Origin of the sequence: Kitasatospora sp. CB01950 (assembly GCF_001905465.1) — a bacterium.
In the GTDB taxonomy this organism is placed as follows: Bacteria; Actinomycetota; Actinomycetes; order Streptomycetales; family Streptomycetaceae; genus Kitasatospora.
Window position 1 is genome coordinate 209,914 of sequence record NZ_LISX01000006.1, and the last position, 14,519, is coordinate 224,432.

Sequence of the window (14,519 nt, forward strand, 5' to 3'; positions counted from 1 at the left end):
GTCTTCCCCCCGGCCGGTCAGCGGCCGACCTCGCGGGCGCGGAAGTCGTCGACGGTCTCCCGGCGGATCAGCAGGCGCAGGCGGCCGTCGCGGACGGCGGCGACGGCCGGGCGGCCGACGTGGTTGTAGGTGGAGGCCATCGAGAGCTGGTACGCGCCGGCGGCGGGGACGGCCAGCAGGTCGCCCGGGCGCAGGTCGGCGGGGAGCGGGGCGTCGCGGGCCAGGACGTCGCCGGCCTCGCAGTGGCAGCCGACCACGTCGAACGGGCGGGTCGGGGCGGTGTCGGGGCGGCCGAGCGCGCGGACCGTGTAGGCGGAGCCGTAGAGCGCGGGGCGGGGGTTGTCGCTCATGCCGCCGTCGACGGCGGCGAAGGACCGTCCGTCGGCGGTGTGCTTCACGGACAGCACCCGGTACACGGCGACGGCCGCCGGGGCGGCGATCGCCCGGCCCGGTTCGACCGTCAACTTCGGCTCGGCGAGGCCGAGTTCGGCGCAGCGGGCGGCGAGGTGGGCGGTGATCGCGGCGGCGAAGGCGGCGGGGTCGAGCTCCGGGTCGCCGGGGAGGTAGCGGACGCCGTGGCCGCCGCCGAGGTCGAGTTCGGGCAGTTCGACGCCGTGCCGGTCGCGGATGAGGGCGAGCAGCTCGACCAGGCGGTCGAGGGCGGCGAGGTAGGGCCCGGTGTCGGTGATCTGCGAGCCGAGGTGGCAGTGCAGGCCGGCCAGCCGGAGATCGGGTTGGGCGAGGATGCGGCGGACGGCCTCGGCGGCCTCGCCGGCGGCGATCGAGAAGCCGAACTTCTGCCCGTCGACGCCCGTCCGGACGGCGCGGTGGTGCCCGGCCGCGACACCGGGCAGCACGCGCACCAGGACGCGCTGCGGGGTGTCGGCGACGGTCAGGGCGGCCAGGCGGGGGATCTCGGCGAGGTTGTCGACGACGATCCGGCCGACCCGCAGGCGGCGGGCCAGCCGTAGTTCCTCCGGGGACTTGGCGTTGCCGTGCAGCAGGATCCGCTCGGGCGGGAAGCCCGCGGCGACGGCCAGGCGCAGTTCGCCGGCCGAGCAGACGTCCAGGCCGAGGCCCTCCTCGGCGATCCAGTCGGCCATCGCCGTGCACAGGAAGGCCTTCGCGGCGTACAGCACGTCGGCGTGCGGCAGGGCGCGGCGGTAGGCGCGGGCGCGGCGGCGGACCTCGTCCTCGTCGAGGACGTACAGCGGGGTCCCGAAGCGGTCGGCGGCCTCCCGCAGGGCGACGCCGCCGAGCCTCGGCTCGCCGCCGTCGCGGCCGGTCGTGGCCGACGCGGGCCAGGGGCTGCCGAGCGGTACGGGCGCCGGGGCGACGGCGGTCTGCTGCGGGCGGTCGGACAGGGTGGTCATCGCGGGGGTTCTCCTGCGTCCGGAGGGGAGGGGCGGTGCTGCGGGGTGCCGTCAGTCCTCGTAGTGCAGGGTGAAGCGGCAGTGTCCGGCGGCGGGGCGGCGGGGCGGCTCGGGCTCCCGGCGGGTGGCGGCGGCGGTGCCGGTGTCGGGGACGGAGTCGCGCAGCAGGCGGCGGAGCGCCGCGTCGTCGATCCGGGCCGGGCGTGCGGGGGCCGCGGGGGCTTCGGGGGCCGCGGGCGCTTCGGGGGCGAGTTGCAGGTCGGTCATGGCGTGATCCCTCGGAAGGGGCGGGGGGAACCCTCGGACGGGTTCCGCCGGTACCTCCAGTTCACGCCCGCCGTCGGCCGGTCGCACCGGTTCTTGACGCGGCGGCTACACCGATCGGGTCTGCCCTGACGGGACGTTGACGTCCGGTCCCCGGGCCGCGTCAACGCGCCGTACGGATCGCACCCCGCCCGATCAGGAACGCATCAGGGAGGTGCCGCGGGCGGCGGCGGGCGGGGATAGCGTCACTGCTGCGCCCGCGAGCGGCGCGTCGTGTCCCGGCCGTTGTGTGGAGGATGCCGTGAAGCAGCAGCTGTACCCAGAGCTCTCGAAGCCTTCGGAACGCGTCCCGGCCGGACGGCTGGTGGTGCCCGTCCGGCCGGGCCCGGTGGGCCTCACGGTCCGCGTCTTCCGTACCCCTCTCGGTGACCGCACCGCGGTCGCCTTCTCCTCCGTGCCGCGGCTGGTCGCCGTGCTCGGGCCCGATCAGCCGTGGGTGGTGCTGGCCGAGCCCGCCGTGCGGGCGCTGTTCGCGCCGCTGGGCGTGACGGCGCTCACCGTCGATCCGCAGCTGGCCGCGCCCGCGCCTCGGCCGTGGCCGGCCCGCGCGGACCTGGCGCTCCCCCGGGAACGCTCGCGCGCCGCCTGAGCCGCGGGCGCCGTCACCTCGGGGCGCGCCGGAGGCGGGGGCGGCGGAGCATCAGCAGGACGGCGCCGGGGAGCAGGACGGCGTCGACGCAGATCAGCAGGAGGTTCCAGGCCCCGTCGATCGCGTGCTGGTGGGTCGTCCCGCCGTCGTCGGCGGGGGCGGCGACGGGGCGGGCCTCGGTCGGGGCGCCCACGCCGAAGGCGGTGGTGCCGGACACCTCACGGCCGCCGTCCAGGACGAGCCGGTAGGTGACCTGGTAGGTGCCGCGGGCGTTGATCCGGACCCAGGTGGCCACCCGGTTGCCGTCCAGCCGGGGCCGGCCTTCGGTGACGGGTTGGCCGTCGGGGGCGTTGACCTGGAGGAAGATCGAGCCGGGCCGGAAGTCGTCGCCGGAGAAGGTCAGCGCGACCTCGGCGGGGGCGTGGGTGAGGGAGCTGCCGTCGGCCGGGGTGATGCCCGACAGCCGGACGGGCTGTCGGGCACTGACCCAGAGGAGTCCGACGACGAGCAGGACGGCCACTCCGGTGCCGAGGGCGACGGCGCGCTGGAACGGCCGCGTCGAGCCGGCGGTCGTCACGCGGCCGCCACTGCCTCGTGGCGCTGGACGGCGTGCTGGCAGCTGCACGTCATCTCGGACAGCTCCTGCCGGTTCGGGCGCAGGTGGTAGTACATCGCGATCACCATCGGGATGAACACGATCGTGTTGTAGAACAGGTGCAACTCCACGCGGGGGAACACCAGTTGGAGCACCGAGGTGGGCACGGCCTTCCCGAACAGGAAGTGCCCGGTCTGGGCCTGGAGCAGCAGGAGCAGGTGCTCGATGTGGTGCCAGAACTGGATGCCCAGCGCCACCGTCCACCAGGTGCGGCCGCGTCCGACGAAGCCGGGGCGCAGCAGGAACAGGCCGATGATCATGATCAGGGCGTAGCCGTAGTGCATCCACTCCGAGGTCACCAGCCACGGGAACTCCTGGCCGAGCAGGCCTCTGGCCTTCGGGACCGGTCGGCCGAGGCCCCAGATCTGGTAGGCCTGGGCGATGTGTTCGGCCCAGTGGGCGAGCACCACGACCATGAAGGTGTTCAGTGCGGCGCGGTGCGAGCTGTTGTTGAGTCGGGCGAGCAGCCCTTGCGGGGCGCGGCGGGACGGGGCGGTGTGTGTGGTCATGGGCGTGGGTCTCCTACGCGGGGAGGGAGGCAGGGAGCTCTCGTGGCGCGCGCGGGGGTGGCCGCGCGCGTGCCCCAGCGTGGTGGCCGCACCCCGGGGAGGGCTTCTCCGAGCGTGCTCAAGTTGCCCGAATATTCCCCTGACGATTCGTCAATGTCCGGCGCAGCAGGGCGGACCGGACGGGGCGGGCTCCTCCGGGCGGAGCACCTCGACGAGTTCGGCGGTGCACATCATGTAGCCGTCGGGGGTGGGCAGCCGGTCGAGGTAGTGGGTGAGGTCGGTGCCGAGGGAGAAGACCCGGACGGGGGTGCCGGCGGCCTGCCCGGCCTCGACGACGCGGCGGACGCCGTCCAGGACGGCGGGGTGGCGGGTCTGGTAGGAGTCGGCGACGAGGTGGTTGCCGCGGTCGGCGGCCAGGTAGAACTGGACCAGGTCCTTGACGCCGACGAACAGTTCGCTGGCCCCGGCGGCGCAGATCTGCGGGGTGGCGTGGACGGCGGCGGGCGTCTCGATGAACGCGGACAGCGGGACGTCGGCGGGAAGTTCGAGGTGGGCGCGCAGCTGGGCGTACTCGTCGGCGTCGTTGAGGAACGGCACCGAGAGGTGGACGCGCGCCGCCCGGTCGCCGAGCCGGGCGCGCAGCGTGTCGAGCACGGTGTGCAGGGCGTCCCGGTACGGGGTCGAGCCGAGCAGCCAGCGGGCGCCGTGCAGGCCGAGTTCGGGGTTGGGTTCGACGGCGACGGCGGACTGTTCGGTGACGCTCGCGGCGTGGTCGGAACGCAGGTCGAGCAGCCGCAGGACGAGGCGCTGGTCGGGCAGCAGCTCCTCGACGAACGCGCCGAGGCGTTCGGCGACGGCCTGCCCGTAGCGGGCGACCTCGGCGGGTCCGCCGTCGAGGGCGTCGAACGGGCTGAGCCCGGCGGCGAGGCAGAGGAACTCCTCGCGGATGAAGAAGGATTCGACGCGTTTCGCGTTCGGCCCGCAGGAGTTGACGGTGCGGATGTCCTGGAAGTCGGCGATGACGGCGCAGGCCGCGCCGAGGTGTTCGGCGGTGGGGCTGCCGACGCCCGGCGCGGGGTCGGGCCCCGCGGCCGGGTCGGGGTGGACCAGGATCGAGCCGTCCTCCAGGTCGAGGGTGACCTCGCCGACCAGGGCGGCGAGGTCGGCCTCGTCGACTCTCAGGACGGGGATGCCGCGGCCGCGGCAGAGGGACTGCATGTGGCCGGTCTGCCCGCCGCCGCCGCAGACCACGGCGCCGGCGGTGACGATGGCGTCGTACAGTCCCGCCTCCAGGTTGGGGGCGATCAGGATGGAGCCCTCCTGCGGGTATCCGGTGCGGTTGCAGGTGCCGCGCAAGGTGGCCTGGCTGCCACCGGTGAGCAGGTAGCCCTGGATCCGTCGCCCGTCCACTCAGTCCTCCATGTCCTCGTAGGTGTCCGTGATCCCCAGGTGACGGCGCAGTTGGCGCGGCGTCATGGAGACGTCGGTGAGTCTCCGGACGGCGGACCGGTTGACCGCCGCGCGCAGGCGGCGGCGTTCCGGGTCGTCCGGGGTGGCGAGGGGGCCGAGCAGGGCGTCCAGGCGGGCGTCGAGCCGCTCCCGCAGGTCGCGGGCCCCGGTCGCCATCCTCCTCACCTCCAGACTCACAGCGTGCTCGAAGGCCGCGCCGGGGGCTTCCTCGAACGTGCCGTCGGAGGCACCGGATTCGGCCAAGTCGCGAACATGCCACAACTCTGCGGCCGGGTCGGTGAGTTCGAGCTGCTCGACGACGTGGGCGGCGACCGCGATGGAGTGGTTCTTGATCGCTGCGAGGTTGAAGGCGAACGCGCCGGTGCGGCCGTTGCGGACGATCTCGTCGCCCTCGCGGAGCGGGCCGACGGCGCTGAGCGGGCCGCTGGGCCGCCCGCTCGGGGCGAGCAGCACGCCGCGGTGGTCGACGTCCAGGCCGCGGCCGGTGCGGCCGTGCGGGGTGGCCAGGCCGCGGCGCAGCAGGTTGCGCCAGAGCGGGCCGTCGACCCGCCGGTAGTCGGTCTCCCGACCGAAGTTGGAGACCACCAGGTCCGCCGGGACGACCAGCTTCTCGTCGGCGGTGGCGACGGTGACCTCCAGCCGGCCGGACCCGGCGGGGTTGACCGCCTGCACGGCCCCGACCAGCAGCCGGACCGGGCCGCCGGAGCGCATGGACTGCTCGATGACCTCGATGGTGTACTGCACGGCGGCGACCCGCAGGGCGGCGATCAGCGTGCCGAACTCGTCCAGCAGGGAGCGCAGTTCGGCTGACGGAATCCGGTCCATCGCGGCCGGCAGGTGGGGCTCCCAAGCCTTGGCGACCCGTTCGGCGACCACCTCGGGCGCGATGTCCGGGAACTCGCGGGTGACGGTCGCGCAGGCCGCCGTCCACTCGGCGCGGACCCGGTCGAGGAACTCCTCGCGGCCCCGGAACGGCTCCAGCAGTGAGCTGGGACAGGAGAGTTCGACCACGCCGTGCTCGTGGCTGCCCGGGTAGGAGCGGAACATCGTGCCGGTGCGGGAGACCAGGCTGATGGCGCCGGTGTGGCCCTGGCGCAGCAGCAGGCCCGCCGAGTCGTAGGCGCTGAGCACCGAGCCGACCACCACCACCTCGGCCTCGGGCGGCAGCGCCTCCAGCCGGGCCACGCCGTCCGCCGAGTAGGGGTGGCGGACGAACCGGGGGTGCTCCAGCACGTCGGTGGCGAACGGCAGTTCCTTCGGCTCCAGGCCGGTGGCGAGCACCACGTGCGCGGCGGGGAGCACGCGCTCCGCGCCTTGCTGACGAATCGTCAGATCGACTCCGCCGGAGGTGAGTTCGAGGTCGATCGCCTCGCCGTCGGCCTCGGTGAGCAGGACGCCGGGGGCGGCCTCGCGGGCGGCCTCGGCGAGGCGCTGCTCCAGATAGTCCTGGAAGATCCGCCGGGGCGCGGGGCCGGGCTCGGTGAACTCGTGGTCGGCCCACTGCGGCGGCCAATCGGCGCGGTCCGCCTCGCTGTTGGCCCAGTGGACGAAGTCGAGGACGTCCTCCCGGAACACCGACATCCGTCCGGCCTGGATGTTGAAGACGTAGTCCCAGGGGTTGCCGTCCCGGTGGTAGGCGACCCCGGCGGAGCGGTAGTCGGCGCGCCGCTCCAGCAGGACGATCTCGACCGGGCGGCGGGCGAAGCGGAGCATGCGGATGGCGGTGGCGGTGCCGGCCAGGCCGGCGCCGACCACGACGACTCTGGGGCGGGTTCCGGTGCGGGTCATCCTGAAACCTCTCGGTCGAGGAGCGGGGAGTGGGGGAACGCCCGGGCCGCCCGCGCGAAGACCCCGAAGCACTCAGGGAGAAGCCCGCCCGGGGGCGCCGACGCTAGGCTCCCCGAAGCAGGCCAACACCGCACCGGAAACCTCACAACATGGCCATAACTCTTTCACGAACAGAAAGTTGACGAACAGTCAGTGCACGGAGCTCGGCTCCGCTGTGCGCTGTTGTGGTAGCCGGCGACGCGCCACGAGCAGTCCTTCTTCTCCAGGACCCAGGTGGCGTTGACCCTGCGGGCCTCGGGGACTTCGCTCCCCCGGCGAACAGGATTCCGGACTCGCCGACGACGATCGCGGCGCAGTCGTTGTCGCTGTCGCTGTCGCTGTCGCTGTCGCTGTCGCCGAGGAAGTGGATGCCGAGCCGGCGGTTCCAGGTCGAGCTGCCCTTGAGCGGCCCCGAGAACCCCTGGGCCATCGCCGCGCGGATCGCCTCCCGGCCGTCGCGCAGCGATCCGGGCAGGACGGCGGTCGCGTCCTCGGTGTAGTGGGCGACGAACGCGTCGGCGTCGTTGGCCTCCCAGGCCCGGTAGGTCGCGTCCAGTACGGCGTCGATCGCGGCCGTCCTCGGCACGGGTGACAGTCACGGGGTCTCCTTCGGAGCCGGTCCGCCGGGCTGTTCCGACGGAGTCGCGCATACCTACCGGCGGCGTTCCCGGAACTCATCGCGGCGGCGGAGAAGGATTTCCGACGGCCGGTCCGAGGCGCGGCGGCGCGGTAGGGTCCCGTCCGACCCCACGAGGGCGGGGAAGGCCGGGAGGGGCGCGCGGTGACGGCGGAGGCCGAGTTCGAGCGGCGCCTCGTACCGTACCGGCCGTACCGGCCGTACCGGCCGGAGCTGCCGGAGCTGCCGGAGCTGCCGGAGCTGCCGGAGCTGCCGGCCCACTGCTACCGGATGCTCGGCACCGTCCACGACGCCGAGGACCTCGTCCAGGACACCTGCCTGCGGGCCTGCGGGCGCGCGAGCAGTACGACGAGTCCCGGGCCTCGCTGCGCACCTGGCTGTACCGGATCGCTACCAACGCCTGTCTGACGGCATTGCAGGGCGCGACCCGGCGACCGCTGCCGTCCGGGCTGGTGGCCGGGTCGGAGCCGCTCCGGGCACTGGTCCTCGGCGACGACGTGCCGTGGCTGCAGCCGTTCCCGGACGCGTGGCTCGGCACCGGCGGACCCGGCGGACGCCGCGGTCGACCGCAGCGGCCTGCGGCTGGCCTTCGCCGCCGCCCTCCAGCACCTGCCGGCCCGTCAACGCGGCGCGCTCGTCCTGCGCGAGGCGCGAGCTGCCGCCGGGCATCGGCCTGCGGGCAGGCGCTGCCGGAACTGAGCCCTCGAGAACGAGCCACTGCGCATCGGCGACCGGCCGACGCGCCCGACCCGGGCGGCGAGCCATCGCCCTGCGGACAGGCCCCTGCCGAAACGAAGCGTTCGAGAACGAGCCAATGCGCATCAGCGGCCGGCCGACGCGCCCGACCCGGGCGGCGAGCCATCGCCCTGCGGGCAGGCCCTGCCGGAACTGAGCCTTCGAGAACGAGCCGCTGCGCGTCGGCGGCCGGCGGACGCGCCCGACCCGGGCGGCAAGCCACCACCCTGCGGACAGGCCCTGCCGGAACGAAGCGTTCGTGAACGAGCCACTGCGCATCGGCAGCCGGCCGACGCGCCCGACCCGGGCGGCGAGCCATCGCCCTGCGGGCAGCCGCGGGCCACTCGGGTGCGGGCTCCTTGCTGGGTGCTTCGGGAGCGGCGCCGGGTGCGGGCAGGCCTCGCGGGGCAGCGGAACGGCGCGGGGCGGCGGGTGCTCGGCACGCTCGAAGAAGCGGCGGCGGCGCCTGTCGGGCGACGCTCGGCGCGGGAGGTGGTACGCCGATGCGGATGACGGCGGATCAGCGGCGGGACGCGGTGGTGCGGGTGGCGGTGCGGGTGTTCGCCCGCGACGGCTTCCACGCCGCCACGACGGCGGCGATCGCAGGCCTGGCCGGGGTGTCGCAGCCCTACCTGTTCCGGCTGTTCGCCACCAAGCGCGCGATGTTCCTGGCTGCCGCCGAGGTGGCCACCGACGACGCCGCACGGGCGTTCACGACCGCGACCGGCAGCGCCCGCGGCGTCGCCGCGCTGCGGGCCGGGGAGCGGGCCTGGCGGCGCATGGTCGGCGCGGGCAGCCCGTTCGCCTTCCAGTGGCAGCTGCACGCGGCGGCGGCCGGCGACCCGGTGATCCGCGCGGCAGCGGCCCGGCACGCGGAGACGCTGTGGCGGACGGTCGCGGCGGCCACCGGCCTGCCCGACGCTGCGCTGGCCGCGTTCTTCGGCCGCGTCCTGCTGACGGGCGCCACGACGGCACTGCGCCCGCCCGCACCGCTCACCGCCGCCGCACGGCTCACCACTTCGCCGGCACCCACTGCGCGTGGAACCCGTGCGGCACCCGTGCCGGCAGGGGGACAGTCACGACCGGCGGGCCGGTGAAGTCGACGGTGTCCAGGACCAGCAGTTCGCTGCGGTCGGTGGCGGCCGGGGACCCCGTGATCCACGCGGCGGCAGCCCGGCACGCGGAGGCGCTGTGGCGGACGGTCGCGGCGGCCACCGGCCTGCCCGACCCGGCGCTGCGCCCGCCCGTACCGCTCACTGCCGCCGCACCGCTCACCACTCCGCCGGCACCCACTGCGCGTGGAACCCGTGCGGCACCCGTGCCAACAAGGGGGACAGTCACGACCGGCGGGCCGGTGAAGTCGACGGTGTCCAGGACCAGCAGTTCGCTGCGGGCCGCGGCGGCCGGGGACCCCGTGATCCACGCGGCGGCAGCCCGGCACGCGGAGGCGCTGTGGCGGACGGTCGCGGCGGCCACCGGCCTACCTGACGCTGCGCTGGCCGCGTTCTTCGGCCGCGTCCTGCTGACGGGCACCGCGACGGCACTGCGCCCGCCCGCACCGCTCACCACCGCCGCACCGGTCACCGAATCGGTCACCGCCACCGCGCCGGTCACCGCTGCCGCGCCGCTCACCACTCCGCCGGCACCCACTGTGCGTGGAAGCCGTGCGGCACCCGCGCCAACAAGGGGGACGGTCGCGGGCGGCGGGCCGGTGAAGTCGACGGTGTCCAGGACCAGCAGTTCGCTGCGGTCGGTGGCGGCCGGGGACCCCGTGATCCGCACGGAGGCAGCCCGACACTCGGCGGCGCTGTGGCGGACGGGCGCAGCGCCCACCGGCCTACCTGACGCTGCGCTGGCCGCGCTCTTCGACCGCGTCCTGCTGACGGGCGCCATGACGGCACTGCGCCCGCCCGCACCGCTCACCACCGCCGCGCCGCTCGCCGCACCGGTCACCGCTGCCGCGCCGCTCACCACTCCGACGGCACCCACTGTGCGTGGAAGCCGTGCGGCACCCGTGCCGGGAGGGGGACGGTCGCGACCGGCGGGCCGGTGAAGTCGGCGGTGTCCAGGACCAGCAGTTCGCTGCGGTCGGTGGCGGTGTCGTACACCAGGGTCAGCAGCCAGCCGTCGCCCTCCGGGGCGAGCGCGTCGCGCGGTACGAAGACCGCCTCGCCGCCCTGCCGGCCGTCGCCGAAGGCGTGCCGGTCGGTGCGGCCGGTGGCGAGGTCGTGCCGCAGCAGTGCGGGGCCGCCGAGCGCGGCGCCCTGGCCGGGGACGAGTTCGACGGTGAACGCGTAGCGGTACGGGAGCCCGGTGCGCCGTTCGTCGATCCGCGGGAACTCCTGGACACGGCTGTCGAGTTGACGTTCGACGACGGCGCCCTCGCGGGGGTCGAGGGTCCACCGCCACAGCGTGGGGGCGGACTCGCTGGGGTGCAGCCGGTCGCGGTCGAAGGCCCGCTCGTGGCGGATCACGTCGACGGTGATCCGGCCGTCGGCGTCCTCGAAGGCGTTGACGGGGTGGAAGACGAAGCAGGGCGGCACGTCCAGCCAGAGTGCGGCGGCGCCGGGCCGGTCGCGGGGGACGATGCCGATCCGGGCGTCGCGGTCGGGCTGCCAGGTGTACGGGACGGGCGAGCCGGCCCGGGCCTCGGCGGGGTCGTGGGCGACCGGCAGGTCGAACAGGACCGTGTGGCGCTCGGTGAGGGCGAAGGCGTGCATCCACGGGCGGCCCTTGACCGGCACGGGCAGCGCGTCGCGGACCCGGCCCTCGACGTCGACGGTGAGCACCAGCGCCCGATCGCCGGCCGGGTCGACCGCGACGCCGTGCAGTTCGCCGGTCACCGGGTCGGTCAGCGGGTGGGCGCAGAATCCGCCGGGCAGCGTGCCGTCGAAGTCGGTGCGGGCGCGGGTGCGCAGGTCGGCGTCGAGGACGAGCGGCAGCGCGCCGCCGTCGGTGACGGCCAGGGTGCGGCCGGCGTGCCGGACCAGGTTGGCGTTGACCGGGCCGTCGAGGCCGTGCAGCGGTCCGGGGGTGGGCAGTTCGCCGAGTTCGCGGGCGAGCGCGCCGTCGCGCAGCCAGCGGTTGCGGTACCAGTGGGCGCGGCCGCCGCCGAGGCGCAGGGCGTGCACCATGCCGGTGCCGGCGAAGGCGTGCTGCACGGCGGGGTCGTGCTCGCCGCGGGTGTTGGGGCCGATCCGCAGGAACGTGCCGTCGAGCTGCGGCGGCAGGGTGCCGCGGACCGTCAGGTCGGTGTGGGCGGTCTCGGTGGAGACCGGCCGGTAGCCGGCTTCGAGCAGGTGGGTCGTGCTGTGGCGGTGGCTCGTGTGGGTGTGGCCGGTGGTGCCGGGCATAGCTGCCCCCTCCGTCGATAGCACCGTTATATAACGCCGTCATTGATTAGGTTCACAGGCGGCTGACATACTGTCAAGGGTGAGTCCACGAAAGGTCGACCCCAATCTCAGTGCGCAGCTGATCGAGGCCGCGGCGAAGCTGCTCAGCGAGGAAGGACCGGCCGCGCTGTCCACCCGCAAGCTGGCGGCCACCGTGGGCACCTCGACCATGGCGGTGTACACCCACTTCGGCGGGATGGACGACCTGGTGCGGGCGGTGGTCCGGGAGGGCTTCACGCTGCTCAACCGGCGGCTGGAGGCGGTCGAGCAGACCGACGACCCGGTCGCCGACGTGGCCGCCCTCGGCTGGGCGTACCGGGCCAACGCCCGCGAGCACCGGCACCTCTACAACGTGATGTTCGGCGGCTCCGGCCTCAGCGGCTTCTCGCTCACCGACGCCGACCGGCAGCACGGCCGCTACACGCTGGACGCCCTGGTCGGCGCGGTCAAGCGGTGCGTGGCCGCCGAGCGGTTCCTGCCCTCCGAACCGGAGTTGGTGGCCCATCAGCTCTGGATCGCGCTGCACGGCCTGGTCACCCTCGACCTCGGCGGCTACCTGGTGGAGCCGCTCAACGCGGACGTCTGCTTCGAGGCGCAGGTCTGCGGCATGGTCCTCGGCGCGGGCGACGACCCGGCCCGCGCCCGGGAGTCGCTCGCCGTGGCGGCGCAGCGCACGGTCTGAACGCACGGACCGAAAGCACGGACCTGAACGCACGGGCCCGGACGCACGGCCCGGACGCACGGCCCGGACGCACGGCGGGCCCGGGCCTCGTGGAGAGGCCCGGGCCCGCCGTCATGAGCGGCTACACGTTCCAGGGCGCCTTCGGCCACCACAGGTAGCCGAGGTTGCCGAGCAGCCGGACGTCCCAGTAGATGACGGTGAACGCGCCCGCGACCAGGAACGCCGTCGCGGTCAGCGCCGCCGCCCGGCCGGGCTTGGTGGCCAGCCAGCGCTGCACGGGCCGGCCCAGTCCGAAGGACAGCAGCAGGAACAGCAGCGCCATCACCAGGATGTTGCCGATCGACTGGAGTGAGAACGCCACCGCCCCGTACAGCGGGTTGTGCTCGGTCGCCGCGTGCCGGAACAGGTTGCGGAACAGCGGGTAGGGGCGGCCGATCAGGAAGCCGCCGACCAGTGCGCCGATCAGCACCAGCGGGGCGTTCGGGAAGCGACTGGCCACCCGCGCCAGCGGGTCGGGCAGGACGCCGACGGCGGCCAGGCCGATCACCAGCATCACCAGGCCGATCACCCCGAAGACGATCATCGCCTGGAGCATCCGCGGCGACAGCGTCCCGGGCACGGACCTGGTGGAGAACTGCGGCAGGTGGGTGCCGGCCAGGCCGACCAGCACCCCGTAGCCGGCGGAGACCGGCAGCATGCCGACCGTCAGCCAGCCCAGCGGGCGCAGCGCGTGCGCCAGCCGCTGACGGCGGGTCAGGCTCATCTGGCCGACCAGCGGGCCGACCGCGCCGAACACCGCCACGTTGCAGGCGGTGAACGAGCCGGCGAGGCCGGAGACGAACGCGAACAGCACGCCGGCGGCGACGCCGGTCAGCGGCGTGTTCCTGGCGTCGTGGCCGAGCAGTTGGTTGGCGGTGGTGAAGCCGATCTCGTCGTCGGCCAGTTTCGAGGACCAGGCCCAGGCGAGCAGCAGTCCGCCCAGCAGTCCCAGCAGGACGACCAGGGCGGGGCGACGTGGGAACAGTCCGTTGACGAATAGCGAGGTGGCACGTGGCGGCGCTTTCACCGTCCGGCCCGTGGTGGTGTCGGTCACGCGGGGTCTCCTCAACTCACGGGTGGCCGGCCCTGCGAGGGCGTCAGGACCGGAGCGCGCGGGGCGTCACAGAGTGTCGTGGATCGACCCGGCCGGACGACTACTTCCGTGTTGCCCGGCATCGGCACGGTGGAAGTAGTCCCACGTCGCCCGGCCCCGAAGCATGTAACTCGGAGACAGCTGCGGCCATCCGGGCACGCGGCGGGCTGGAGGCACTGATGAGCGGAGGATGGCGGGCGGTTAGGCGACGCCTGTTGACACCGAGTCACAACGAGACGAAGTTGTCCACCCGGGGTTTTCACCTGAAGGACGACGCGGCTCGGACCAACCTGGAGACCGTCGGCGGGACGTTCCTCGACGGCTACGCGATCGCCGTCGAGTCGGCGGACCAGAACGAGGCGCACCGGCTGCTGGAGCGGATACCGGTGCGCTACCGGGGCTTCGCGTACGAGGGCGCGGCGATGGGCCTGGCCATGCTGGACGGCCTGCCGCTGCCCGGCAGCGGCCGGGTCGCCGAGTTCCTGGCGGGCCACGGCGCGCCGCACGACTACATGGTGCACGTCGGCGTCGGCTGGGCGATGGCCCGGCTCCCCCGCTTCCGCTGGGCGGCGATCGCCCCCGCCGACCCGCTGCTGCGCTGGCTCGCCCTGGACGGCTACGGCTTCCACCAGGCGTACTTCCGCACCGCGCGGTACGTGCACGAGCACTACCGGGAGACCGCGTTCCCGTGGCCCGGCGACGAGACCCGGCGCTACGCCGGGCACGCCATCGACCAGGGCATCGGCCGTGCCCTGTGGTTCATCGGCGGTACCGACCCGGCCGTCGTCGCCGACCTGCTCGACGGCTACCAGCCCGACCGGCACGCCGACCTGTGGGCCGGCGTCGGACTGGCCGCCTGCTACGCCGCCGGCGCCACCGAGGCCGAGCTGCGGCTGCTGTTGGAGCGGGCCGGCGAGCACCGGCCGCAGCTCGCCCAGGGCGCGGCGTTCGCCGCCACCGCCCGGGTGGAGTCCGGGCTGCTCACCGAGCACGCCGAGGCGGCTGCCGCGGTGCTCTGCGGCCTCACCCCGCAGCAGGCCGCCACCGTCTGCACGCAGGCCCGGCCGCGGTCCGTCGTGGACGGCGCGGTGCCCGCGTACGAGGTGTGGCGGCAGGCGATCTCCGACCGGATCGTCAGCGGCGCCCCCGGGGCCCGCACGTGACGGCCGCCGAACCCGCCCCGGCCGCCGCCGC

15 protein-coding genes and 1 pseudogene are annotated in these 14,519 nt (G+C 74.6%); 6 read left to right on the forward strand and 10 right to left on the reverse strand.

Features of this window, described 5'->3' with window-relative positions; translation table 11 throughout:
• Window positions 1–17: 17 nt before the first annotated feature.
• The gene (lysA, locus tag AMK19_RS17750; protein WP_073812795.1) at window positions 18–1,373 is read right to left on the reverse strand and encodes a diaminopimelate decarboxylase; all 1,356 of its coding nucleotides are present in this window, start codon (window positions 1,371–1,373) and stop codon (window positions 18–20) included.
• 51 nt (window positions 1,374–1,424) lie between these two features.
• Window positions 1,425–1,640 (reverse strand): hypothetical protein, encoded by a 216-nt coding sequence (locus AMK19_RS17755; protein WP_073812796.1) that lies wholly within the window; start codon window positions 1,638–1,640, stop codon window positions 1,425–1,427.
• Between the two features lie 298 nt (window positions 1,641–1,938).
• On the opposite strand from AMK19_RS17755, the gene AMK19_RS17760 reads away from it, so the two are divergent.
• Window positions 1,939–2,286 carry an SAV_915 family protein gene (locus tag AMK19_RS17760; protein WP_073812798.1) on the forward strand — a complete coding sequence of 116 codons (348 nt, stop codon included), beginning with the start codon at window positions 1,939–1,941 and terminating at the stop codon, window positions 2,284–2,286.
• A 13-nt stretch (window positions 2,287–2,299) separates the two neighbouring features.
• Here the strand turns inward: AMK19_RS17760 and AMK19_RS17765 are convergent, their stop codons facing one another.
• The 5 genes from AMK19_RS17765 to AMK19_RS17785 all read right to left on the reverse strand — a co-directional run bounded on the left by AMK19_RS17765 (window position 2,300) and on the right by AMK19_RS17785 (window position 7,333).
• Window positions 2,300–2,863: a copper resistance CopC family protein gene (locus tag AMK19_RS17765; protein WP_073812800.1), complete on the reverse strand. Its 564-nt coding sequence runs from the start codon at window positions 2,861–2,863 to the stop codon at window positions 2,300–2,302.
• Window positions 2,860–3,450, reverse strand: coding sequence for a hypothetical protein (locus tag AMK19_RS17770; protein WP_073812802.1), 591 nt, complete (start codon window positions 3,448–3,450; stop codon window positions 2,860–2,862). Before AMK19_RS17770 ends, AMK19_RS17765 begins: the two co-directional genes overlap by 4 nt.
• 150 nt (window positions 3,451–3,600) lie before the next feature.
• A complete protein-coding gene (locus AMK19_RS35250; RefSeq protein WP_073812804.1) occupies window positions 3,601–4,860 on the reverse strand; it encodes a putative PEP-binding protein in 1,260 nt (419 codons plus the stop codon).
• Complete coding sequence (locus AMK19_RS35255) at window positions 4,861–6,708, reverse strand: FAD/NAD(P)-binding protein (protein ID WP_073812806.1); 1,848 nt, start codon at window positions 6,706–6,708, stop codon at window positions 4,861–4,863. It lies immediately after the preceding gene.
• A gap of 142 nt (window positions 6,709–6,850) precedes the next feature.
• Complete coding sequence (locus AMK19_RS17785; RefSeq protein WP_241844454.1) at window positions 6,851–7,333, reverse strand: YybH family protein; 483 nt, start codon at window positions 7,331–7,333, stop codon at window positions 6,851–6,853.
• A gap of 321 nt (window positions 7,334–7,654) precedes the next feature.
• Here AMK19_RS17785 and AMK19_RS38445 point away from each other — a divergent pair.
• Together AMK19_RS38445 and AMK19_RS17795 are read left to right on the forward strand one after the other, a co-directional pair.
• A pseudogene (locus tag AMK19_RS38445) lies at window positions 7,655–8,382 on the forward strand (sigma factor).
• A gap of 246 nt (window positions 8,383–8,628) precedes the next feature.
• Window positions 8,629–9,216 carry a TetR/AcrR family transcriptional regulator gene (locus tag AMK19_RS17795; RefSeq protein WP_083647026.1) on the forward strand — a complete coding sequence of 196 codons (588 nt, stop codon included), beginning with the start codon at window positions 8,629–8,631 and terminating at the stop codon, window positions 9,214–9,216.
• Here the strand turns inward: AMK19_RS17795 and AMK19_RS38625 are convergent.
• Window positions 9,131–9,595: a carotenoid oxygenase family protein gene (locus tag AMK19_RS38625; protein ID WP_443135020.1), complete on the reverse strand. Its 465-nt coding sequence runs from the start codon at window positions 9,593–9,595 to the stop codon at window positions 9,131–9,133. The two genes, AMK19_RS17795 and AMK19_RS38625, sit on opposite strands and share 86 nt — an antisense overlap.
• Here AMK19_RS38625 and AMK19_RS37310 point away from each other — a divergent pair.
• A complete protein-coding gene (locus AMK19_RS37310) occupies window positions 9,486–10,172 on the forward strand; it encodes a hypothetical protein (RefSeq protein ID WP_241844455.1) in 687 nt (228 codons plus the stop codon). The genes AMK19_RS38625 and AMK19_RS37310 overlap by 110 nt on opposite strands.
• Here the strand turns inward: AMK19_RS37310 and AMK19_RS17805 are convergent.
• The gene (locus tag AMK19_RS17805) at window positions 10,087–11,472 is read right to left on the reverse strand and encodes a carotenoid oxygenase family protein (RefSeq protein ID WP_073812814.1); all 1,386 of its coding nucleotides are present in this window, start codon (window positions 11,470–11,472) and stop codon (window positions 10,087–10,089) included. The genes AMK19_RS37310 and AMK19_RS17805 overlap by 86 nt on opposite strands.
• 79 nt (window positions 11,473–11,551) lie before the next feature.
• Here AMK19_RS17805 and AMK19_RS17810 point away from each other — a divergent pair, with 79 nt between their 5' ends.
• The gene (locus tag AMK19_RS17810; RefSeq protein WP_073812815.1) at window positions 11,552–12,193 is read left to right on the forward strand and encodes a TetR/AcrR family transcriptional regulator; all 642 of its coding nucleotides are present in this window, start codon (window positions 11,552–11,554) and stop codon (window positions 12,191–12,193) included.
• Window positions 12,194–12,314: 121 nt separating this feature from the next.
• Here the strand turns inward: AMK19_RS17810 and AMK19_RS17815 are convergent, their stop codons facing one another.
• On the reverse strand, window positions 12,315–13,286 hold the full coding sequence (locus AMK19_RS17815; RefSeq protein WP_073812817.1) for a hypothetical protein: 972 nt from the start codon (window positions 13,284–13,286) through the stop codon (window positions 12,315–12,317).
• Window positions 13,287–13,504: 218 nt separating this feature from the next.
• Here AMK19_RS17815 and AMK19_RS17820 point away from each other — a divergent pair, with 218 nt between their 5' ends.
• Complete coding sequence (locus tag AMK19_RS17820; protein WP_073812818.1) at window positions 13,505–14,488, forward strand: DUF1702 family protein; 984 nt, start codon at window positions 13,505–13,507, stop codon at window positions 14,486–14,488.
• Window positions 14,489–14,519: the final 31 nt, after the last annotated feature.

Coding starts and splice junctions, on each gene's coding strand:
- lysA (WP_073812795.1), bottom strand. CDS start 1,373: ATGACCACCCTGTCCGACCGCCCGCAGCAGACCGCCGTCGCCCCGGCG.
- AMK19_RS17755 (WP_073812796.1), bottom strand. CDS start 1,640: ATGACCGACCTGCAACTCGCCCCCGAAGCGCCCGCGGCCCCCGAAGCC.
- AMK19_RS17770 (WP_073812802.1), bottom strand. CDS start 3,450: ATGACCACACACACCGCCCCGTCCCGCCGCGCCCCGCAAGGGCTGCTC.
- AMK19_RS35255 (WP_073812806.1), bottom strand. CDS start 6,708: ATGACCCGCACCGGAACCCGCCCCAGAGTCGTCGTGGTCGGCGCCGGC.
- AMK19_RS17795 (WP_083647026.1), top strand. CDS start 8,629: ATGACGGCGGATCAGCGGCGGGACGCGGTGGTGCGGGTGGCGGTGCGG.
- AMK19_RS17805 (WP_073812814.1), bottom strand. CDS start 11,472: ATGCCCGGCACCACCGGCCACACCCACACGAGCCACCGCCACAGCACG.
- AMK19_RS17820 (WP_073812818.1), top strand. CDS start 13,505: ATGAGCGGAGGATGGCGGGCGGTTAGGCGACGCCTGTTGACACCGAGT.